Here is a 21255-nt window from a genome sequence, read left to right on the forward strand (position 1 = left end):
CTACCGCACCTCCTGGTCGCTGTCCGGGACGCGTCCCGCCCACATCGGCAGCCGTTCCGTCAGCCGCCGGCCCGCCCCGTACGGTCGGGCCGTCCGATCGTCCTGCTCCCTCAGCGCGGTGAGCAGCCCGTCCCACAGGGTGCCGTCGGTCCGGTCCCGCGGATCGGGGTCGACCAGCACCACACCGATCACCGCGATCCGCTGGTCCGCGAGCTGCCGTGCCACGGTGTGCAGCCACGCGGCGCTGCCGTGCCCGGCGCGCACCACCAGCACGGTCCGCGTGCCGAGGTGATGGAGGTCCGTCCACGCGGTGCCGGGCGCCACCGATCCGACGCCGAGCCGTCGTTCCTGCCGCGACACGGTCGCAGCACGTTCGGCATCGACCACGAGGGGGTCCCCCGGCTTCGCGCCCCGCCGGGAGAGTTCCGTGCCGGGCAGGGCGTCGATGACGGCCACGGGCCCGTCCGGTTCCACCGCCCGCGCGAGGTCCAGGGCGATGGCGCCCGCGCTGCGCGCACACCCCAGCTCCAGCAGCGACATGGGCTCTGCGGAGTTGCGGAAGGTACGGGCCAGGGACGTGGTGAGCCGTGCCCGTGCCGTCCGGACGTGCCGGCGTCGCCAGGGCGCCGCCGAACGGCTGGGCAGCTCCGCGACGATCGAGGCACCGAGGTTCGCTGCGATCTCCCGGCGCAGCACGGGGCGGTCCGCCACCACCGTGCTGACCGCCGCCACCGCGAGGCCGAGGACGAGACCGAGGACGGAACCGATCGCCGCGTTGGTGGCAGCGGCCTTGGGCAGGGAGTGCCGCACCGCGCGCGGTGCGTCCACGATCTGCGTACCGGCGATGAGGTGGGGCGTACCGATGTGCGCCTCCGCGGCGCGCTTGCTGAAGTCGGTGATCCGCGAGGTGAGTTCGGCCCGACGCGCGAAGAGCGACTCCAGGTCGGCCGATGCCTTCGGCCCGTCCTTCGGCGTTCCGTCCCCGATCTCCTTGTTGATCCGGTCCAGCTCGCCCTGCATCCGGTCACGTTCTTCGAGCAGGCTCTTGGCCTCTGCGTTCGCGGCTTCCCGGATCCGTCTCACGTGGTCCGCCATGAACGCCCGGGCCAAGGCCTCGGCGCGGGTCACCGCTTCCGCGTCGCTGTCGCCCGTCACGTTGATCTGCAGCAGGTTGTTGGTCAAACCGAGGCCCTCGTACTCCTCCATGAAGTCAGCGGGCTTCTCGTTTGACTTGAGGGATTTCAAGGCGCTGCTGGCGATCCGCGTGGTCTGCAGGAGTGCGACGTCGGTGCGGATCAAGGTTCCCGGATCGTTCGGTTGGTCCTGTTCATGGGCGACCAACACCTTGGTCACCGCGGTCGGCGGTGGCGGCAGCAGGATCGCCGAGGCAGCACCGAGGAGCAGTCCCAGCAGCGCCACGGAGCACCAGAGGCGCCGTCGCCTCCGCACCGCCACGATCAGCGCCTGCAGGTCCAACAGGGGAGCGGCGGCGGCCGACGGTTCGGCAGTCGTCCTCGTCGTCACCCCGTACCTCCCGTCGCGTCCGTGCCGGCCGCCAGAGCCGGCACGGCGTCGGCCCGGGAAGAACCGCCGGACCGCCCCGGACGGGCCCAGACCGTGCCGGCGAGGACGACGCCGACGATCTCGTGCGTGGCGTCCGCGCACGCCCCGGCGATGCCGGAGAGCTCCGCGGCGGTCCAGCTGCCCGCGCTGAGCACGATCAGGACGCCCGCCTCGTCGTTGCGGTCCGGCACCATCGGCTGGGACACCGAGACCTCGACCACCCGGAGCGCGGGGCGTCCCCCGTCGGGAGAGTCCGGGGAGGGGATGCCGTCGGCCTCGGCGGAGAGCCGTCCGGCCGCCCGCCGTGCGATCTCGTCGCCGTCCGGAACGACGACCAGAAGCCCTCCGGGGGAGAGGAGTTGGTCCCGGAGACGGGCGCACACCCTCCGGTAGCGGATCTGTCGACCGGCTTCGTCCCCGGCCCTCTGCGGGGTGGGCGTGTCCCACCGGACGTCGAGGCCGAGCAGTCGGCGCCCCCAGGCCCGCGGGCCGCGTTCCTTCGGCCGGTGCGCGAGCCGTTCGGTGGGCACCTGGACGCTGCCCAGCATCACCGCTCCCAAGGCCGCGGCGATCTCCGGTTCGGTGCGCAGCCGGCGACTCATCCGCGCGGCGGTGAGGTGGCTGATCGCCGCGACCAGGAAGAAGAGCAGCGCTCCGGCAATGATGAGCTGTGTCTTCGTCGGCGGTGTCTTGTCGGTCGGCCGCACCGCCGGTCCCATGACGACCATGTCGGCCTTGTGGGCGCCGGGATCGACCTGGTCCAGTTTGCTGACGGCCTCCTGCAGCGCGGTGCGCAGCTTCGCCAGTTCGGTCCGCGTCTGCACGCTCTCCACGGTCCGTCCCGGGTCGGTCGCATCCGCCAGTTCGCTGATCTTGCGACTGGTCTGCGTCACCAGTTGCCGCAGCGCCTCGGGTTGTGCCGTGGCCTTGGGGTCGGCACTGGTGCCCACGAGTTGTGCGGCGAAGACCACGAACTGACTAGCCACCTGGTCGGAGAGCTGCTGCGCGTGCTCCGGGGTGTCGGCCGTGCCCGAGATCTTGATGATGTTTCCTTCGGTGGCTTTGGCCGTCACTTGTTCCCGCAGTTCGTTCCCGCTGACCCCGACCCATCGAAGGGCGGCGCCCGAGCGGTCGATCACCACCGAACTGGTCGCGATCTCCGCCTGGGTCAGCAGCTCGCGCTCCTCCCACGTCCCCGGCAACAGCACCGATGCCGACGTCGTGTAACGCGGCGGGAACAGCGATGAGGCGCCGTAGCCGACGAGCGCGCCCATCACGGTGAAGAGGGTCAGGAGCCGCCAACGCCGGCGGATAATCCGCCCGATCGTGACCAGGCGTATCGTGTCATCGCTCAACGGCGCGGCCTCTTCCCCGCCCGCACCGGCGAGCCCGCCGATACGGGGGAGTGGCCACGGCAGGCGGCGGCATAAGCGTTGAGCAGGGATTGCTGGGAGTTCTTCCAGGAGAGCGGCCCGTTGATCCTTTCCTCGCCGATCTTGCCCATCTCCGCGCGCTTCTCCGGGTCGTCCAGCAAGCGGGCGACGAGTTCCGCGAATGCGGACTCGTCGTTGGCTGGTGCGTAGACGGCGGCGTCGCCGGCGGAGACACGCGCTTCCCGGAGGTCGAACGAGACGATCGGACGGCCCATCACCATGTATTCCAGGACCTTGTTCATGGTGGACACGTCGTTGAGCGGATTGTGCGGGTCGGGGGAGAGGCACACGTCCGCGGTGGACAGGTAGCGCACCAGGTCGGCGTCCGGAACGCGCCCGGTGAACTGCACCTGGTCCGACAGCCCGAGCTGTCGGGACAGCTCCACCATCGCGTCGAAGGTGTCGCCGGCGCCGACGAACACCGCGTGCCAGTCGGTCCGTCCGCACTCGTCGCGGAGTTTCGCGAGCGCCCGCAAGGCGTAGTCGACACCGTCCTGAGGGCCCATCACACCGAGGTAACACAGCAGATGGGGCTTGCCGCGCTTCAGCTCCGGCTCGGGCGGTACGGGGTGGAACCGCGTGGTGTCGGGTGCGCTGCGCACCACGAAGACGTCGTCCGGACGCCGACCGCCCCGGCGCACCGCGACGTCCCGGTAGCTCTCGTTCGTGGCGAGCACGACGTCCGAGGCCCGGTAGGTGAGCCGTTCCAGTGCGCACACGGCGCGGTAGAGCAGGTCCTTGCCGCGGTCGAACCGGGAGAGGTACAGCTCGGGCACCAGGTCGTGCTGGTCGAAGACGAACCGCGCTCCGCGTCGCTTGAGCCACAGCGCCGGCAGGAACAGGAGGTCGGGCGGGTTGCAGGCATGGACCACGTCGACCGGGCCCACCTTCCGGGCCAGCCGAAGGGTGTGCCACAGGGCCGATCCGTACTCCTGGAGGTAGCCCGCGGGCCCGCCGGTGGCGGCGCGCAACGGGTAGCGGTGGATCCGCACCCCGTCGATCTCCGCCTCCGGTTCGGTGTCCCGCTTGGTTCCCCGGGGACAGATGACGTGTACCTCCCAGCCTGCGTCACGCAGGGTCGTGCACTCCTGCCACACCCGTCGGTCGAAGGGCACCGACAGGTTTTCCACCAGGATCAGTGCGCGCCGGCCGGGCCGGTCGCTCCTGGTCGTGTCACCAAGCAAGGCCTATGTATCCCGGTTCGGTCCGACGCTTCTCGGCGTCGGGAAGGCGGATGAGATCGATGATCACTGGACCGTCACCATGGGGCAGGGCCGCCAGCACGGCCGGATCCGCGGTTCCGACCAAGCACACCTCGGAGTGTGCGAGTACGTCGTCGACGGAGTCCGCGAGCAGTTGCGCGAGGTGCGGCAGCCGCGTCTCGATGTACTCGCGGTTCGCTCCGAGCAGCCGGGAGAGGCTGACGTTGGCGTCGTGGATCCGCAGGTCGTAGCCCTTGCCGAAGAGTCTTTCGGCCAGTTCGACGAGCGGGCTCTCCCGGAGGTCGTCGGTCCCGGGCTTGAAGGACAGCCCGAAGAGTCCCACCCGACGCTTCCCGGTGCGTTCGACCAGCTCCACCGCGCGCTGCAGGTGATCGGCGTTGGAGGGCAGCACATGGGAGAGGATGGGCACCGAGACGTCGGCCCGCTGCGCCGCGTGCACCAGGCTCCGCAGGTCCTTGGGCAGGCAGGAGCCGCCGAAGGCGAAGCCGGGCCGCAGATAGGCGGGGCTGATGTTCAGCTTGCGGTCGGCCAGGAACACGTCCATCACCTGGTGCGAGTCCACCCCCAGCGCCTGGCACACCGCACCGAGCTCGTTGGCGAAGCCGATCTTGAGACCGTGGAACGCGTTGTCCGCGTACTTGATGGCCTCGGCCGTCGGAACCGGCACCCGGAACACCTCGCCGGGCAGGCCGTCGTACAGCGCGGCCACCGCATCGCCGCTCGCCCGGTCGAGCTCGCCGATGACCGTCTTGGGCGGGTCGAAGAAGTCCCGCACGCTCGTGCCCTCCCGCAGGAACTCCGGGTTGACCGCGACTCCCACGTCCACCCCGGCGGTGCCGCCGACGTACTTCTCCAGGATCGGCACCAGCAGGTTCAGACAGGTGCCGGGGAGCATGGTGCTGCGGAACACGACGGTGTGCCGCCCACCCCGCTCGGCCAGCGCGGCGCCGATCTCTTCGGTGACCCGCTCCAAGTACGTGGTGCACAAGCTGCCGTTGGGCTCCGACGGGGTGCCCACGCAGACCAGCGACACCTCGCTCTCCGCGATCGCCTCGCGGACGTCGGTCGTGGCACGTAAGGCCCCGGTCCCCACGACTTCGGCGATGAGCTCGCCGATGCGCTCCTCCACCACCGGTGCCTTGCTGTCGTTGACCAGGTCGACCTTCACCTGGTTCACGTCCACGCCGATGACTTCGTGGCCCATGCTGGCCAGGCACGCGGCCGACACGCAGCCCACGTAGCCCAGTCCGAAAACGCTGACCCTCACGACCCGTTCCTCCCCCCAGGCAGGCCCTTCCGGCCTGCGTTCCGAGTACCTGCCGGTCCACGGCCCTCGTGCATCAGTAGGCCCCCTGCCCGTAGAGCACCGCACGGAGCGTCTTCCACAAGATCACTGTGTCCAGAGCGAGTGACCAGTCCTCCACGTACCGCAGGTCCAGCCGGACCGCTTCCTCCCAGGAGAGGTCGCTGCGTCCGCTGATCTGCCACAGACCGGTGAGTCCGGGCTTGACCAGCAGCCGTCGCCGGATGTCCGGGCCGTACGCGGCGGACTCCTCCGGTAAGGGAGGACGCGGCCCGACCAGTGACATCGATCCGGTGAGCACGTTGAAGAGCTGCGGCAACTCGTCTATCGAGTACCGGCGCAACACTCCTCCGACCCGGGTCACCCGCGGATCCTTGCGGAGCTTGAACAGCAGGCCGGCACCCTCGTTGCGGTCCTCCAGTTCGGCACGGGCCCGATCCGCATCGGCGACCATGGTGCGGAACTTGAGGATGGTGAACTCGCGACCGTCCTTGCCGACCCTGCGCTGGCTGTAGAACGCCCCGCCCCGACTGTCCATCAGCACCAGCAGCGCGACGAACACCATGAGCGGTGCGAACAGCACCAGCAGGATCGCCGCGCCGATCCGGTCGACGACCCCCTTGATCGCCCTGCGCCCCCCGGTGAAGGTCGGCATGCTGACCCGCAGAAGGGGGATTCCGAGCACCGCGTCGATGTGCAGGCGCGGGCCGGCCACCTCCATCAGTACGGGGGCCACGACCATCTCGGCGTCGCTCCCTTCGAGGTTCCAGGCCAGCCGCTGCAGCCGGTCCGGTGACCAGTGCGGGTCCGGTGTGATCGCAACGACGCGGTAGCCGTCACGGCGGACGTGCTGGGCGACGTCGGAGAGCCGGCCGATGATCGGCACCCCGTCGACCTGGTCACCGTCGAGCCCGATCTCTTCCGTGGCGCACACCCCGTCCACCCGCCAACCGAGGTGGGGGAACTTACGGGTCCGGGTGATCAGGTCGTGCACGGTCGCCGTGCTGCCGGCGGCGAGCACCGACCGCAGGCACCTGCCTTCCTTCCGCTGCTTGTGCAGCCAGAGACGCAGCACGTACCGCGCGGTCATGGTGACGAGCGCGATCGCGGGGATCGCGACGAAGATCCAGAGCTTGATGTTGCGCGAGGTGAGGGCGATTCCCCCGAGGGCCAGTACGACGGTGGCGGCGAAGAGGGAGCGTCCGAGTCGACGGAACTCCTCGGCACCCTGGCCGAGCACGGCCGGGGCCCATGACCGGGTCACCGCGAGCGCCGTCAGCACCAGGAGTTCGGTGCCGAAGGCGAGGATTCCCCACTTCTCGTGCCAGTTGGCCGCGTCCCGGGCCCCGAAGAAGTTGCCGATCGTCGCCACCACGAAGGCGGTGGCCACGGTATCGCTGATGATCACGGTACGGCGGTACCGCTGTTCCCAGTCGATCGTGGGCTGGCTGATTGTCCCGCTCGTCTGGTGCTCACGCGTTGACGGAAACGGGCTGACAAGTCCCCCTTGCCGCACAGAACCCCCCAGGTCCCCAGTGGTTCGACGCATTCGCCGCGCACTGTTGCTTCCCCCCCCGGGAGGCGCCTGCCTCCCGCACCGCTCCTTTCCGCAGGGGCATTCGCCCCCCGTACGACGTCCAGCCGTGACCGCACCGCGCGAACGACCCGTGACGACGGCAGTGACTCACGAGTCCTGCCAGGCCATCCCCAGTCGCCTGCGATGAGCGGAACCGCAGGAGCCTCCGGTGCTCCCCGCACCCGAGGCTCTTGTTCGGGCACCAGGAATTGATCGCCTCGCGTCCGACGCCCGAAGGAGACTTCCTGTTTTCCGTGGCGCCGTACCTAAAGATCATTAATGGTCGCCTCGTGCCCGAACGGCTGAAGCACCGTCAATCTAGACCATGCGGAGCGGTGTTGGAGAGAGGATGTGTGTAATTTGTGCGCAAGCTTTGAGACAAGATCCACGAGTCGTTGACCAACAATGCGCCCTTGACGCCCCCATGCGGTGCAGCTGTGTCGCATGATCCGCAACTCGCTTTGTGTTCAACCTTGTTGGTTGAGCATTCAAGAGGGAAGTGATCGTTCCGAGGGCCACTCGTGTGTCGTGGCGCCGCTCCGGAGAAGAGGGGCGGCAACCGGGTTCCATGGCACGGAACAAGATCGATGTGTACGTCTGGTGCCCGTGGTCGCATGGGGCCTTCACCGCATTTCCGATTCCCGGGAACGAGGTGCGATCAGGGAGCCGGACGGGAGGAGGGGTACCGCGGAAAGGAGTCCCGTCCCCTCGAAAACGCGGGTTGGCGTTCTTCGCGGCGGACGAGTGCGTGAACGGCACCCGCCGTCAGCCCCGCCACCGCTCATTGCCCCGATCGGGTGGGACGCGGCGCGTCGACCCAGCCGGCGGGCACCCCGTGGCGAAGGAACCGGTGAGGGAGCCGAGACGTCCTGCGGATCCCCGAGGGTCGCGCGGGCCGTCCGCGCGGCGCAGTCGTTCCCCATGGGAGGTAGTTTCGATGATGCACGTCCGACGTGGTCTCGCAGTGGTGGTTGCGGCCGGAGCGGTGGTGGCCGGCGGTGCTTCGATGGCCGTGGCCGACGCGGGCGCCGGCGGAGTGGCCGCCCACTCGCCCGGTGTGCTCTCGGGCAATCTGATCCAGGCGCCCGTCCACGTACCGGTCAACGCCTGTGGCAACACCGTCAGTGTCGTCGGGCTGCTCAACCCGACGTTCGGAAACACCTGCGTCAACGCCTGACGGTCCGCTCGACCCCGGTCCGGCGCCGATGAGACGGGGTGGCGCGGACCGGTGACCCGACCGTCCGCGGGCGAGGGTTCTGAGCGGTGCCCCCGCACGAGTCACCGCGGACGGGACGGGTCGGCTGGGGGTGGCCGTCGGCACGGCCACCCCCAGCGCTCCCGACGCCGGCGCGACTACCAGGACAGAACGGCGACGACCTGCTTGCCGTGGCGCGAGGCGCTGACGAGGACCTCCGCCCCCAGGGCTCGGATGATCTTCAGACCGCGTCCGCCCTGTTCCGTTCCTTTCCGCCCGGAGCCTGCACGGGGCAGCGCGCAGGAGGCGTCGCTGACGACGACGCCCGCCCGTCCGTCCGTCCTCCAAGCCCAGCGTCAGGATGTACGGCCCTTCGGCGTGCACGACGGCATGGGTGACCAGTTCGGAGACGATCAGCAGGATGTCGTCGGCGATGCTGCGGGGGCAGGGCAGGGCAGGGCAGGGCAGGGCAGGGCACGGCAGGGCAGGGCAGGGCAGGGCACGGCGGGGCAGGGCACGGCGGGGGCGGCGAGCATTCGCTCCGCGGTGCGGCGGGCCCGTCGCGGAGCCTGCACACCTGCGGGAAGTCGAAGGTGGACCGTTGTCGGTCCCACGCGAGATGCGGTGGAGCGGTCCATGATGAGGCCTCCGAGAGGCCGTGCGGTCGACCGGTGGTCCGGCCGCGGTGAACGGGGAACACCAGGGGCTGCGGCGCCATGGCTCCGCAACCCCTGATCGGTCCACCGGCGCTACCACTTGGCGTGGCAGTCCCCATGGATCGGAACCCAGTGGGTCACATGGTGTCCGGGCACCCAGTGATGCTTCCACGAGCCCTTGCCCCACGAACCGCCGTGCCACCGACCGTCGTGGTCCCGGTACCCGTGGTGCCAGGTGCCGTGGTGCCACTTCTTCTCCCAGTGGCCCTTGACCCAGATGCACCGCTGGTGATGGTCGCCCTGGTGATGGCGGTGGTCACGGTCGCCGGTGACCGTGGAGGCCACCGTGGACGTCGTCGGTGCCGCGCTCGCCGTGGCGGAGACACCCAGCACGGACGAGCCTGCCAGAAGGCCTGCCGACGCGGCTCCGGCGATCAGGCGCAGGGCGTGCAGGGGTGCGGTCATCGGACTCACCTCCTCCCGTTCCTCGTCGGGCTTCTTCAGGTGATTCATCCGGTTTGTGGAGTCTCAGCGATGATTCGTGCCGAACCGTGCGCCGGATCGCTCATCACCTCATCTGATTCCTGGGGCCGTACGGCTGACGGATCCGCCCCCCGCCCATCCCGTGCCGCCCCGGGTCCCGAACCTTCCGCGCGAGCCGAGGCCGCGTCGCCCGCAGCGGCGCGGCTTGACCCGTTCACCGCGGGCGGCGTTCACGGAGAGGCGGATGACGTGAGGTGGGCGAAACGGTCGGGAGTCCCGGCCACCCTTCTGCTGTGGCTGGTCCTCGCCGTACTGAGCGGCCCCTTCGCCGCCCGCCTCGGCGACGCGGGTGCCGGGGGGCAGCAGGCCCCCGCTCTCCCCGGCACCCAGTCCGCCAGGGTGGCGGAGGCGTTGAACCCCACGGGTGGACCGGAGCCCCTACCACTTGCCGTGCTGTGGACACGCGCGGACGGCGGTCGGATCGGACCGCTCCAGGAGCGGTCCGCGCGCCAGGTCGCGGACCGGCTCGCCGGCCCCGCTGCGGTGTCCTTCCCCTCCCGGGACGGAGAAGCCGTCGCGGCCGTCATCGCGGCAGGTCCGGACCGTCTCGCCGAACAGCTCACCGGCATCCGCGAGGCGGCAGCCGGGGTGCCGGGCACCGTGGTGCACCTGGCAGGCCCCGCCGCCGCGCAAGCCGACCTCGAGGACTCCTTCGCACGCACCGACGGGGTGCTGCTGGTCGTTGCCCTCGGCGGAGTGGTGGTCATCCTGCTGCTGGTCTACCGCAGTGCACTGGTGCCGCTGCTGGTGATTTCCGGTGCCCTCCTGTCCCTGTCCACGGCCTCCGCGTTGCTGTACGGGCTGGCCAGGTCAGGTCTCCTGGCGGTCGATGGTCAGGCTCAGGGAATCGTGTTCGTCCTGGTCATCGGTGCCAGCACCGACTACGGCCTGCTGTTGGTGGCGCGCTGCCGCGAGGAGGTCCAGCGGGGAGGGGGGAGTCGGACCGCGATCGCCGTGGCCCGTCGAGCCATCGCGCCGCCCGTGATCGCCAGTGCCGCGACCGTCGCCTGCGCGATGATGACGCTGGTGCTGGCCGCACTTCCGGCCGACCGGTGTCTGGGACCGGCGGTCGCCATTGCCATGGCCTGCAGCGCCGCGACTTCCTTGACGTTCCTGCCGGCAGCACTCGTGCCGTGCGGACGGCGGGTGCTGCACACGAGGACCCCGGGAGGGGGAGCCGGTCCGTGGAAGGGGCCGGCCCGTGCGGTCCAGTGCCGTCCTCGCAGGACCTGGCTGGTCTGCCTCTCCCTGCTTGCCGCGGGAGCGGCCTGTGCGCCGCTCCTGCAGCAGGACGGCGTCCCGCTGCACCGGGCATTGCCGGCCGGAGCCGCTTCGGTGACGGGCCAGGACGTCCTCGCGCGTCATTTTCCCGCCGGCACGGCGAGCCCCTTGGTCATCGTGGCTCCACGACCCGAGTCGGCCGGAGCGGCCGGCACCGCCTCTACGACCCCCGGCGTCGCGGCCGTCGTCGTCGGTCAGGAGCTGGAGCGCACGACACTGATCCTCGCGACGCTCACGGACCCGCCGGACAGCGATCGGGCGCGGCGGACCGTGGAACGGCTACGCGCCTCGCTGGCGGGGACGGGAGTACTGGTGGGCGGCCAGGCGGCGCAACTCGCCGACATCCACACGGCCGCCGCCCGGGACCACCGACTGATCATGCCCCTGGTCCTCCTGGTGGTCCTGGCGGTCCTCTTCATCCTGCTCCGCTGCCTGCTGCTGCCGGTGTTGCTGGTCGTGGCTGCTGGGATCGGTCTCCTCGCCGCCCTCGGCACGGCGGCCCTCGTCCTCCGGCTGTTCTGGGGGAGTTCGTCCACCGAACCCGCAGTGGTCCTCTTCTCCTTCGTCTTCCTCGTCGCGCTCGGCGTGGACTACAACATCTTCCTCGTCCACCGCGTGCGCGATGAAGCGGTGACGAGGGGCACGGCGGCCGGAGTCCTGGCGGGTCTTGCGAGCACGGGCGGGGTCATCAGCGCGGCAGGACTCGTGCTGGCGACCACCTTCGCCGCACTCGGCGTGATGCCCTTGCTCTATCTCGTGCAGATCGGACTGATCGTCTCCGTGGGCGTTCTGATCGACACCCTGCTCGTCCGGCTCTTCCTGGTGCCCGCCCTCATGACCGACCTCGGGCCCCGGGTCTGGTGGCCCTCTCGATTGGCGGGTGACCGGGCGCCCCGTATCCCCGCCGTCCTCCCCGCTGCGGAAGTCGAGGGCGCGTCCTCCTCCCCGGCGCCCGCGACGCGCGCCTGAGGGGAGTCGGACAGCGGATCTCCGTCCGTTCGGCCGGCAGACCAATCCACTCGGCAGGTTCCACCGAATGCCGTGCGTGAGCAGCCTCCGCAGCACCCTCTCCCGCACGCTCCTGGGCGCCGTGGCCGGCCTCCTGGCCGGCTTCACCGCTTTGGCCGTCGCCGAACTGCTCGCGGGCCTGGTCAGGCCCGCGGCCGGACCGGTCACGGTCGTCGGCGGTGCGGTCATCGACCGGACCCCGGCACCGCTGAAGGACTTCGCCGTCCGTACCTTCGGCGAGAACGACAAGGCGGTCCTCCAACTCGGCATCCTCGTGATCCTGGCCCTCGTTGCGGCCGTCCTGGGTGTCGTCAGTCTTCGCTTCAGGGCGGTCGGCGCCTCCGGGGTGCTTCTCTTCGGGGTCATCGGTGCGGTCGCGGCCCTGAGCCGCCCGGACTCGAAGGGAGCCGCCGACGTCCTCCCCTCGCTCGTGGGTGCGGTGGCGGGCGCCCTGGTCCTCTACGCCATGGCGGGAAGAACCGTCCGAGTGCCCGCCAGCGCCGGCGAGCTCGGCGTGGTCCATGCGGATGACGGGGACGGCGGAGGGTGGCACCGGCGGGGCTTCTTCGTCGCCGCCGGTGCCACGGCCGTCGCCGCCGCGACCGCCGGCCTCCTCGGTCGCCATCTGGTGCGACGTCAGGGACGTGGTGCGGTTGCCTCCCGTGAGGCGCTCGTGCTGCCCGCACCCGCGTCGCCCGCGCCGCCCGTTCCCGGGGGCGTCCGGCTCAAGGTCGAGGGAATCACCCCGTTCATCACCCCCAACAAGGACTTCTACCGCGTCGACACGGCTCTCGTCGTCCCCAAGGTCGACGCGGACACATGGCGTCTGCGCATCCACGGCAAGGGCGTCGCCCGGCCCAGGACCTTCACCCTGGACGACCTCCTCGCGCGACCGATGATCGAGCGTGACATCACCCTCACCTGCGTCTCGAACGAGGTGGGCGGTCCCTACGCGGGGAACGCCCGCTGGCTCGGCGTCCGGCTGGGGGAGTTGCTGGGGGAATGCGGAGTCAAACCCCCTTCCGGAGGCGGTCCTGCCGATCAGCTGGTCGCCCGGTCCGTGGACGGCATGACGCTCGGTTCCCCGGTGGAAGACGTGATGGACGGCCGGGACGCCATGCTGGCCGTCGGCATGAACGGCGAAGCCCTGCCGTTCGACCACGGCTTTCCGGTCCGGATGCTCGTCCCCGGCCTGTACGGATACGTATCGGCCTGCAAGTGGATCGAAGACATCGAGCTCACCACCTTCGACGCCTACGATCCGTACTGGGTGAGGCGGACATGGGCCCGGCGCGCTCCGATCAAGACGCAGTCGCGCATCGACACCCCCCGCCCCTTCGCCCGTCCGGCCGCCGGCACCGTCACGGTCGCCGGGGTCGCTTGGGCCCAACACCGCGGCATCACCCGGGTGCAGGTCAGGATCGACGAAGGACCCTGGCAGGACGCCGACCTGGCGGCCGAGGACTCCGTCGACACCTGGCGCCAATGGTCCTACCGCTGGCAGGCCGCCCCCGGCGGACACACGATCGCCGTCCGCGCGACCGACGGCACCGGCCTGCTCCAGACCGAGCGACGGGCCAGGACCATCCCCGACGGGGCGAGCGGTTGGCACAGCGTCTTCGTCACCGTCACCTGATGTTCTTCGGATCCCGCACGCGTCGGCCGGGGGCGCGCGAACCCGAGCATCGGCAGCCTGCGTTTCGAGGAGTGCGGGGCGCGGTCTCAGGACGATCCCGAAGGGGGCATCGGTCCTTCCGGACGGGCTCGGGAAACCGAGTGACCGCCAAGTCTCGTGGAGCGTGATCGGGAGTGCCCGCCCGCTGCCTTCGAGCCGCCATCCACCGGGGCGTGCCCGACCGGTGGGTGGCTGTCGCTCATCGGATCGTGAGGGCGTCGGCGAGGGCAGGCACGGTGCACGGACCCAGGACCACGAGGGAGTCTTCCGAGGCGGCCACGATGGCGAAGGGGAACCGGTCGACCTCAAGGCAGTGCAACGCCGTCGGGGTGCACCCCATGACGCGCCGCCCGCGCAAGCTCGGCGGCGGCGCGCGACTCGGCGGCCCGCGGGAGGAACGCAGAAGCGTCCGCCTCGGTGTGTTCGACCAGCCGGCCGCTTTTTCGAAGCGTGCGCCCGCGCGCACGAGCGGCACGAGCGCCCTGAGGAGCGATCGCACCCGGACAGGGACCAGGGTCTGTACGAGGCCGAGGTCAAGCCGAAGGACCCTCAGGGCTGATCGTTTGGGCTCCTTGTCCGCTTTGCCGAAAAGGCGCCTTCTCGGTGTGGTGGCTCGTTGGTTCCGGGCGATGGTGCGGCCCGTGGCACCGCTGGGCGGGGGATGACGTCCGGTGGCGCGGCGACCGGACCGTCGGAGCGGCGTAGGGGGCGGCTGAGGGCCGGATCGGGCTCGTGAGATGCTCGTCCCGATGAACACGTGTACCACCTCGCCGCGCCAGCGCAACATCGCCGTGGCCCTTGCCACCGCGCTTTGTGGCGTGTCCCTCCTGTCCGGTTGCAGCGCCGACGTCGACGCAGACGGCACGCCGGGGCCCGGCTGGATTCCCATGCCCGAGGCCAGCGGCACCGCAACGCCCGGGCCGGCCCCCGTGCCCGACCTGGCCGCCGCTGCATCCGAAGTGCCCGCAGACGAGGCCTTCGACCCGGCCAAGGTCCTTGCCGCCACTGGGGATGCGCCCTACGCGGCAACCCTCCGGATGATCTCCGAAATGAACGGAGTGTCTTCGCAGACCATGAGCGGTCGGGGTAACTTCAACGGCCCCTTCACGGGGCGCATGAAGATGAATCCCGGCGAGTTCACGACCGAGGTCATCATGACGGATGACACCACCTACGTCCGAGTCGCCGACGGGGCTGGGGCCGAGTGGAAGGGGGTCCCCCGCAGCGGCACCGACTCCCCGGCCAGTTACGAGGGCTACGCGAAGCTGCTGCTCGATGCGGGTCCTTCCGCACGCAGGGGCATGGAGGAGCAAGACGGCATCGCCACCTATCACCTCTCGGGCCGCCTCGGCCTGGCGCAGATCGCCTCGGTCGACCCGCGCATCCACACCTCGATGAAGGCCAAGGGCGTGACCGGCTTCGACGTCGACCAGTGGATCGACGACCGGGGTCGGACCATCCGCTTTGAACAAAGATTCGAACTGCGTGGTGTCCAGGTGGCCAACAAAGCCACTTTCGGTGATTTCGGGCCCGCCGAGAAGTTCGCCGCGCCCACGAACGGCTGAGGGCCACCCGTCATCGGCGCGGTCGAGGCCCTGGGCGCGCCCGCCGGCGCCTCGGCCGGATGGTTCAGCCCAGCACCGTGAACGTGCCGACGGCAGCGGTGCAGGCGAGCAGGGCGAGGGCCACCGCGGCTGCGGGGCCCCGTCGATCGGCAGGAAGGCGGTGGAAGAGCCGGGAGAGCGCGCCGAGGACCGCCAGAGGGGGCGCCGCGCGCCAGACGTCACGACCGGTCCTGCTGCCGGCGGCCCTGACGATGCCCGGCAGGTGACCGACCGCCCGGAGCAGCGGACCTGCCACGGCCCGGCTGTGACCGTGGACGGGGTGCCCGGAGACGGTCCGTTCCAGTGCCCGACGCGGAGCCGGCTCGTCGTTCGCCCGGTGCGAGAGGAAGAGGACGGTTCCACCCGCGTCGATCAGGTAGGCGGAGTTCGGCTTGGGCGTGAAGGCGCGGTGCAGGGTGCCGTCGATGTCGTCGACCGCGACCTCGAACGGGATGTCGTGGTGGTCGCGCAGCCGTTGTGCGTGCAGGCGCTTCTCCTCGCTGGTCCCCGGCTGTCCGATCGTCTGACCCGGGTGCGCTTCGCGCGTGTTGACCAGAACGAAGCGGACCTGCCTTCCGAACCGGTCGTGGAGCCGCTTGAGTACGGGAACGGCGCTTTCGGTGACGGGGCAGGTCCGTGACCCGAAGACCATGAGCACCGGCCGTCGGCCGAGTGCCCCGGAGGCGAAGCGACCCCCTTCGAGGGTGGACAGGTCGAACTCCGGCAGGGTGCCACCGGGGCCGAGCGCGTTGCGGCCGAACGTCATGTCGTCGATCAGGAGTCGTGTCCGGAAGCGCTCGAAGCGGCACTCCGTTCCGGCGTGGCGTTCGGAGGGTCGTAGGTCCACGGGAGTGCTCCTCGGGAGGGGAAGGGAAACCACTTGACCGTTCGGTCAAGTGAATGGGCAGGCGTGTCCTCTGTCCGATCGTGGGCCCTTGGGGCCGCATCGAGGACGGCCGGAGCGGGGTGCCGTCAGGGCGTGGGGGTCTCGATCAGGGTCCGGATCGCCGTTCTGGCTTCGGCGACGAGCGTCGGCCGGTCGTACGCCTTGGCCATCAGGGTGATGCCCTGGAGGTACGCCAGGGCGCGCAGGGCAGCCGCGTCGGGGTCCACTCCTGCCGGCACGTCTCCCCGGAGCCCGGCTTCGGCGACGGCGTCGCGGAAGTACCGCTGCCAGGAGTTCAGGATCTCGGTGATCCTGCTCCCGGCACCTCCTGGGTGTCCGGCGAGTTCCAGCGCGAGGTTGCCGATGGGGCAGCCCGGTGTGGAGCCCATGGCGTCCCGTGCCGCGGTCAGCATGCCGGCGAAGCCGGTGACGAAGGCGTCGATCCGCGTCAGGGGTGGAGTCGCCTCGTCGAACGCCTCGTCGAGGACGGCCTTGAGGAGCTCCCAGTTGGCGTCGATCACGGCGAGCCCGACGGCGTCCTTGGAGGGGAAGAAGTGGTACAGGCTGCCGCGGTGCACTCCGGCTTCGCGGCACAGGTCTCCGATGCCCACGTCGGCGAACGACGAGCCGTGGATCAGTGCGCGTGCCGTCCGTACGAGGCGGGTGCGGGTGTCATCCGTCATGGAACCTCCGGTTGACCGCTCGGTCCACGGTAAAGCGCGCTTGACCGAACGGTCAAGCGCCCCTCTTTCCATGGTTGTTGAATGATCGTCAAAGAAGTCGTGACGGAGAGGGGGCGGTGGAAGTCGGGGGAGTCTCTCGGGTCCTTCCCGGCGACCATTCGTGCCCGGAAGGTTCCGCTTTCACCGATCGTCACTCATCGTGTCCGGAGTCCGATGTGGTCGAGGGGCGAGGTATGTGCCGATCCGGGCGATCGAAGGTGACGTTCCGAGTCACGGCGTGGGTGCGAAATGTCGAGGGCGCTGGAGGTGCATGCTCCGCGGGAATGTGTCGGGATGAGTGGCCCGGGCCCCTCTCGGGCATTCCGGGCAGGCGTGATTCCCCTGGAGTGAAGGGGGGTGTAGGCACCTCGACCCCCTTCCGCTACCGGACGACGGGGATCCCTCGGGAAGGTGAGCTTCACCTTTTGGCCACTGCTTATCGGCCTGCCGTATGGGGGGCGATACCAGATCTGCCGGGTCTACGGGTAAGTTTGTCAACTGCGCACCGCACATGAACGGTTGACGACTACAGTGTGTGGCTGATGATCATCGATAGGCTCATCGAACTCCTGTAGAACACCCCCACCGTAGACCTCCTGCACCACACCCCCCGCAGCACGCCGATTCCTGGGCACGTACCAAGGACACTCATGTCTCAACTTCGCGCACCCGCGCCGCGGTCCGACCGACGCGAGGGCGGGCGGCACGGCCGGCCAGGCGCTCGCTCCGCCACCGGCACCCAAGGCAACCCCCCGGCGCAGGCATCTGCACCCCTTCCGACGGAAGCCCGCATACGCCCCCAACTCCTGCGCACCTCCGTCCTGCCCGCGGTCGCCGTGGCCCTGGGCGGGGCGGCGGCGGTTCTCTTCACCATCCGTTCCACGGGTGCCAGCCCCTCGCCCGGCCTCTGGGCGGCGCTCACCGGTGCCGCAGCCCTCACCGTCGCCTCGGTGACGGCCGCCGCGCTCGGCGCGGACCGCGCCGCCAAGGCCGTGCTCGACCGCTGCAACGCCCTGCGTCGTGCCGGCTCACGGAACCAGGGGGAACTCCGCACGGTCGTCGAGCTCCTGCGCAAGGGAGAGGCCCTGCCGCCCCGGCCCGCGCGGCCCGCCGCTACCGGTGCAGGTGACGAATTCGACCTGTTGTCAGAAGAATTGACACGCTCTCACGAAGCGTCCGTCGCGGCCGTCGTGGAGGCGTCCCGACTCTCCAGCAGCGTCGGAAACGAACAGAAGGTCGAAGTCTTCGTCAACCTCGCCCGGCGCCTGCAGTCCCTGGTCCACCGCGAGATCCAGCTCCTCGACGAGCTGGAGAACGAGGTCGAGGACCCGGAACTGCTCAAGGGCCTGTTCCACGTCGACCACCTCGCCACCCGCATCCGACGCCACGCGGAGAACCTCGCCGTCCTCGGCGGCGCCATCTCCCGCCGTCAGTGGTCGAACCCGGTCACCATGACCGAGGTGCTCCGTTCCTCCATCGCCGAGGTCGAGCAGTACCCGCGGGTCAAACTCGTACCGCCGATCGACGGTACGCTCCGGGGCCATGCCGTGGCCGACGTCATCCACCTGCTCGCCGAACTCGTCGAGAACGCAACGCTGTTCTCCGCACCGAACACCACGGTCCTGCTGCGCGCCCAGTACGTCACGGCGGGTCTCGCGATCGAGGTCGAGGACCGTGGCCTCGGCATGCCCGTCACCGAGCAGAACAAGATGAACGCCCTGCTCGCCGACCCCGACCAGGTCAACGTCGCGCACCTCCTCCAGGACGGCCGCATCGGGCTCTTCGTCGTCTCCGCCCTGGCCCGCCGGCACGGCATCGCCGTACGCCTCCAGTCCAACATCTACGGTGGCGTCCAAGCCGTCCTGGTCCTCCCGCAGGGTCTCCTCGGCGCCGACCCCGAGGGGCTCGCCCAGCACGAGCGCCGGACCGCGGCGACCGCCGGCTCCGCGGCCATCCCGCCCGGCCAGGTGCAGATGCAGCCCCAGTCGCAGGCCCCGGTTCCCCCGCAGGCCCCCGTTCCCCCGCAGGCACCGGTTCCCGCGTCGGCTCCCGCCGCGCGTCATCCGCAGGTGAGCGCACCGGTCGGCTCCCACGGGATGCCCGGCGCGAACGCGGTTCCCGTTGCCACCGCGCCGCCCGCACCCGCACCTCCGCCCTCCCCCTCCCCGGAGCGGACCGCCGTCCGATCCGAGGAGCCCCCCACGCCCGGCACGCACGCGTACCCCCGTACGGGCGCGCAGCCCATCGGGTACGGAGATTCCGGTCCCACCGCCCCGGCCCCCCCGGCCGGTGCCGAGTACCAGGGGCCGCCGGACTCCCTGCTCTCGCCGCTGCCTCCGGCCCCCCGCGTCGAGGAAGGCGGCCGACCCCTGCTTCCCAAGAGGCGTGCCCAGGAGCACATCGTCCCGCAGTTGAGGGACGAGCCCGTGGTGCGCAAGCCCGAGGAGCACACCCTGCACGACCCGGGTCTGATGGCTGCGTTCCAGCGCGGCATCGGCCTTGCTGAATCCCAGCCCGCCCCCCATGAATCGTTGCGTCACGGCGACGCGCACAAGGAGTAGATGCACCATGGCGAGCAATGTGCCGACCGGCCATTCCTCCGACCTCGACTGGCTGCTCAGCGGACTGGTCCAGCGGGTCCCCTACACCCGCAACGCTGTCCTGCTCTCCTCCGACGGTCTCGTGAAATCCGTCCACGGCCTCGACCCCGACGCCGCCGACCACATGGCGGCCCTCGCCTCCGGGCTGTACTCGCTCGGTCGTAGTGCGGGAGCCCGGTTCGGCGACGGAGGAGAAGTCCGCCAGGTGGTGGTGGAGCTCGACTCCACCCTCCTGTTCGTCTCCACCGCGGGCTCCGGCACCTGCCTGGCCGTTCTCGCCGGACGCGAGGCGGACGCCGCCGTCCTCGGATACGAGATGGCGATGCTCGTCAAGAGCGTCCGTCCCTACCTGGTCACCCCCGCTCGGCAGGCCGCCGGCGCGGTGGGCGGACTCGGACAGTAGACGTGACGTCCCCTCAAGAAGGTCCCTGGCTCGACGACGCGGCCGGGCGTCTGATCCGCCCCTACACCGTGAGCGGCGGCCGGACCAAGCCGACCACCGCGCTCGACCTGCTGTCCATGGTGATGGCGACCGGCTCGTCGCCCATGGCGCACATGGGGCCCGAGCACAGCCTGGCCCTCGGCCTGTGCGACGGGCCCACCTCGGTGGCCGAGATCGCCGCGCACTTACGGCTGCCCGCAGTCGTCACCAAGGTCCTGCTCTCCGACCTCGTGGACTGCGGGGCACTGACCGCGCGGGCACCCCGCTTCCATGCCAATCCAACCGACCGTTCCTTGCTGGAGGCAGTGCTCGATGGCCTACGACAACGGCTCTGAACGCCGCGACACGTTCGCGTCCGACCCTTTCCCCACTGCGCTCAAGATCCTGGTGGCGGGCGGGTTCGGCGTGGGCAAGACGACTCTCGTGGGTGCGGTCAGCGAAATCGAACCCCTCAGCACCGAGGAGTTGTTGACCTCGGTCAGTGCGGCCACCGACAGCCTGGAGGGCGTGGAATCCAAGACGACGACCACCGTCGCCATGGACTTCGGCCGCATCACGCTCGACGACCGCCACGTGCTGTACCTCTTCGGTACCCCGGGGCAGGAACGCTTCTGGTTCATGTGGGACGAACTCTCCGAGGGTGCGCTCGGAGCCGTCGTCCTCGCCGACACCCGTCGGCTCCAGGAGTGCTTCTCCGCCGTCGACTTCTTCGAGCGGAGGGGGATCCAGTTCATCGTGGCGGTCAACGAGTTCGACGGCGCCTACCGCTACGAACCGGACGAGGTGCGAACCGCCCTCGACCTCAAGCCGGAGGTGCCGGTCGTCCTCTGTGACGCCCGGATCTCCAGCTCCGGCATCCGCACCCTGCTGACCCTCGTCCAGCATCTGCTCACCACCATCCCGGACACCGTGCCGAGCTACGGAGCAACACCATGACCTACGACCCGACCGGTCACCTCCTGCTGACCCCCGTCGACAAGGAGGCGCCCGCCCGTCTGCAGCGGCTGCGCGAACTCGGTCTCGGGGAGCGACCGGATCCGGCGTTCGACGACTTCGCCCACCGGCTCGCCGAGGTGACCGGTGCCCCGTTCTCGATGGTCAACTTCATCGACGAGAACCGGCAGTTCTTCGCGGGACTGCACACCCCCGAAGGCAACCACTCCGGCAGCGACCTGGGTGCGGCTGCCGCCGGCGGCGGCGTCGGCCGCTTCATGGCCCGTGACCACGGTTACTGCCCGCACGTGGTGGTGCGCCGCAAGGCACTCGTCCTGGAGGACGTCTGTGACTACCCCCGCTTCGCGGGCAATCCGGTGGTGGACGAGATCGGCATCCGCTCGTACATGGGGGCGCCGCTGATAGACCGCACCGGTGTCGCGCTGGGCACCATCTGTGTGGTCGACACGGACGTCCGCCCTTGGGGGCGCGCGGGTCTGGAGACGATCAAGTCGATGGCGGTGGAGCTCATGGAGCAGATCCACCGCCGCGAGGACGGCGCGCTCTGAGCGACGACCGTCCGAGGGAGCCCGGTACGGCGCGGCCGTACCG

The 21255-nt window shown here is 70.2% G+C and carries 17 protein-coding genes; 9 read left to right on the top strand and 8 right to left on the bottom strand.

Going from position 1 to position 21255, the window contains the following annotated elements; translation table 11 throughout:
- The 5 genes from ACFW2Y_RS09905 to ACFW2Y_RS09925 form a co-directional block, all read right to left on the bottom strand.
- Positions 1 to 1524, bottom strand: coding sequence for a Wzz/FepE/Etk N-terminal domain-containing protein (locus tag ACFW2Y_RS09905; protein ID WP_384876032.1), 1524 nt, complete (start codon positions 1522 to 1524; stop codon positions 1 to 3).
- Positions 1521 to 2918 carry a Wzz/FepE/Etk N-terminal domain-containing protein gene (locus tag ACFW2Y_RS09910; protein WP_384876034.1) on the bottom strand — a complete coding sequence of 466 codons (1398 nt, stop codon included), beginning with the start codon at positions 2916 to 2918 and terminating at the stop codon, positions 1521 to 1523. Before ACFW2Y_RS09910 ends, ACFW2Y_RS09905 begins: the two co-directional genes overlap by 4 nt.
- Positions 2915 to 4180: a glycosyltransferase family 4 protein gene (locus ACFW2Y_RS09915; RefSeq protein ID WP_384876036.1), complete on the bottom strand. Its 1266-nt coding sequence runs from the start codon at positions 4178 to 4180 to the stop codon at positions 2915 to 2917. Before ACFW2Y_RS09915 ends, ACFW2Y_RS09910 begins: the two co-directional genes overlap by 4 nt.
- Positions 4170 to 5486: a nucleotide sugar dehydrogenase gene (locus ACFW2Y_RS09920; RefSeq protein WP_384876038.1), complete on the bottom strand. Its 1317-nt coding sequence runs from the start codon at positions 5484 to 5486 to the stop codon at positions 4170 to 4172. The genes ACFW2Y_RS09915 and ACFW2Y_RS09920 overlap by 11 nt, the downstream gene beginning before the upstream one ends.
- Positions 5487 to 5559: 73 nt before the next feature.
- A complete protein-coding gene (locus ACFW2Y_RS09925; protein WP_384876040.1) occupies positions 5560 to 7038 on the bottom strand; it encodes a sugar transferase in 1479 nt (492 codons plus the stop codon).
- A 997-nt stretch (positions 7039 to 8035) separates the two neighbouring features.
- Between ACFW2Y_RS09925 and ACFW2Y_RS09930 the strand changes: the two genes are divergently transcribed.
- A complete protein-coding gene (locus ACFW2Y_RS09930) occupies positions 8036 to 8275 on the top strand; it encodes a chaplin (RefSeq protein ID WP_384876042.1) in 240 nt (79 codons plus the stop codon).
- 767 nt (positions 8276 to 9042) lie between these two features.
- On the opposite strand, the gene ACFW2Y_RS09935 is transcribed toward ACFW2Y_RS09930, so the two are convergent.
- Entirely contained in the window at positions 9043 to 9414 is a 372-nt protein-coding gene (locus ACFW2Y_RS09935) for a hypothetical protein (protein ID WP_384876044.1), read from the bottom strand.
- 267 nt (positions 9415 to 9681) lie between these two features.
- Between ACFW2Y_RS09935 and ACFW2Y_RS09940 the strand changes: the two genes are divergently transcribed.
- From ACFW2Y_RS09940 to ACFW2Y_RS09950, 3 genes are all read left to right on the top strand, one after another.
- Positions 9682 to 11742 (top strand): MMPL family transporter, encoded by a 2061-nt coding sequence (locus tag ACFW2Y_RS09940; RefSeq protein WP_384876046.1) that lies wholly within the window; start codon positions 9682 to 9684, stop codon positions 11740 to 11742.
- A gap of 67 nt (positions 11743 to 11809) precedes the next feature.
- Positions 11810 to 13417, top strand: coding sequence for a molybdopterin-dependent oxidoreductase (locus ACFW2Y_RS09945; protein ID WP_384876048.1), 1608 nt, complete (start codon positions 11810 to 11812; stop codon positions 13415 to 13417).
- Between the two features lie 788 nt (positions 13418 to 14205).
- Positions 14206 to 15021 (top strand): hypothetical protein, encoded by an 816-nt coding sequence (locus tag ACFW2Y_RS09950; protein ID WP_384876050.1) that lies wholly within the window; start codon positions 14206 to 14208, stop codon positions 15019 to 15021.
- A 64-nt stretch (positions 15022 to 15085) separates the two neighbouring features.
- Here the strand turns inward: ACFW2Y_RS09950 and ACFW2Y_RS09955 are convergent, their stop codons facing one another.
- The gene (locus tag ACFW2Y_RS09955; protein WP_384876052.1) at positions 15086 to 15907 is read right to left on the bottom strand and encodes a TlpA family protein disulfide reductase; all 822 of its coding nucleotides are present in this window, start codon (positions 15905 to 15907) and stop codon (positions 15086 to 15088) included.
- 125 nt (positions 15908 to 16032) lie between these two features.
- Positions 16033 to 16629 (bottom strand): TetR/AcrR family transcriptional regulator, encoded by a 597-nt coding sequence (locus ACFW2Y_RS09960; RefSeq protein WP_384876053.1) that lies wholly within the window; start codon positions 16627 to 16629, stop codon positions 16033 to 16035.
- Positions 16630 to 17318: 689 nt separating this feature from the next.
- On the opposite strand from ACFW2Y_RS09960, the gene ACFW2Y_RS09965 reads away from it, so the two are divergent.
- Genes ACFW2Y_RS09965 through ACFW2Y_RS09985 form a run of 5 tightly spaced genes read left to right on the top strand, consistent with a single transcriptional unit; the run spans position 17319 to position 21212 of the window.
- Positions 17319 to 19229 carry a sensor histidine kinase gene (locus tag ACFW2Y_RS09965; protein ID WP_384876055.1) on the top strand — a complete coding sequence of 637 codons (1911 nt, stop codon included), beginning with the start codon at positions 17319 to 17321 and terminating at the stop codon, positions 19227 to 19229.
- A gap of 7 nt (positions 19230 to 19236) precedes the next feature.
- The gene (locus ACFW2Y_RS09970; protein ID WP_041132185.1) at positions 19237 to 19671 is read left to right on the top strand and encodes a roadblock/LC7 domain-containing protein; all 435 of its coding nucleotides are present in this window, start codon (positions 19237 to 19239) and stop codon (positions 19669 to 19671) included.
- 2 nt (positions 19672 to 19673) lie between these two features.
- Positions 19674 to 20045 carry a DUF742 domain-containing protein gene (locus tag ACFW2Y_RS09975; RefSeq protein WP_384876057.1) on the top strand — a complete coding sequence of 124 codons (372 nt, stop codon included), beginning with the start codon at positions 19674 to 19676 and terminating at the stop codon, positions 20043 to 20045.
- On the top strand, positions 20023 to 20646 hold the full coding sequence (locus ACFW2Y_RS09980; protein WP_384876059.1) for an ATP/GTP-binding protein: 624 nt from the start codon (positions 20023 to 20025) through the stop codon (positions 20644 to 20646). Before ACFW2Y_RS09975 ends, ACFW2Y_RS09980 begins: the two co-directional genes overlap by 23 nt.
- Positions 20643 to 21212 carry a GAF domain-containing protein gene (locus ACFW2Y_RS09985; protein ID WP_384876061.1) on the top strand — a complete coding sequence of 190 codons (570 nt, stop codon included), beginning with the start codon at positions 20643 to 20645 and terminating at the stop codon, positions 21210 to 21212. The genes ACFW2Y_RS09980 and ACFW2Y_RS09985 overlap by 4 nt, the downstream gene beginning before the upstream one ends.
- Positions 21213 to 21255 lie beyond the last annotated feature (43 nt).

The organism is Streptomyces sp. NPDC058877, assembly GCF_042742855.1.
Classification (GTDB): domain Bacteria; phylum Actinomycetota; class Actinomycetes; order Streptomycetales; family Streptomycetaceae; genus Streptomyces.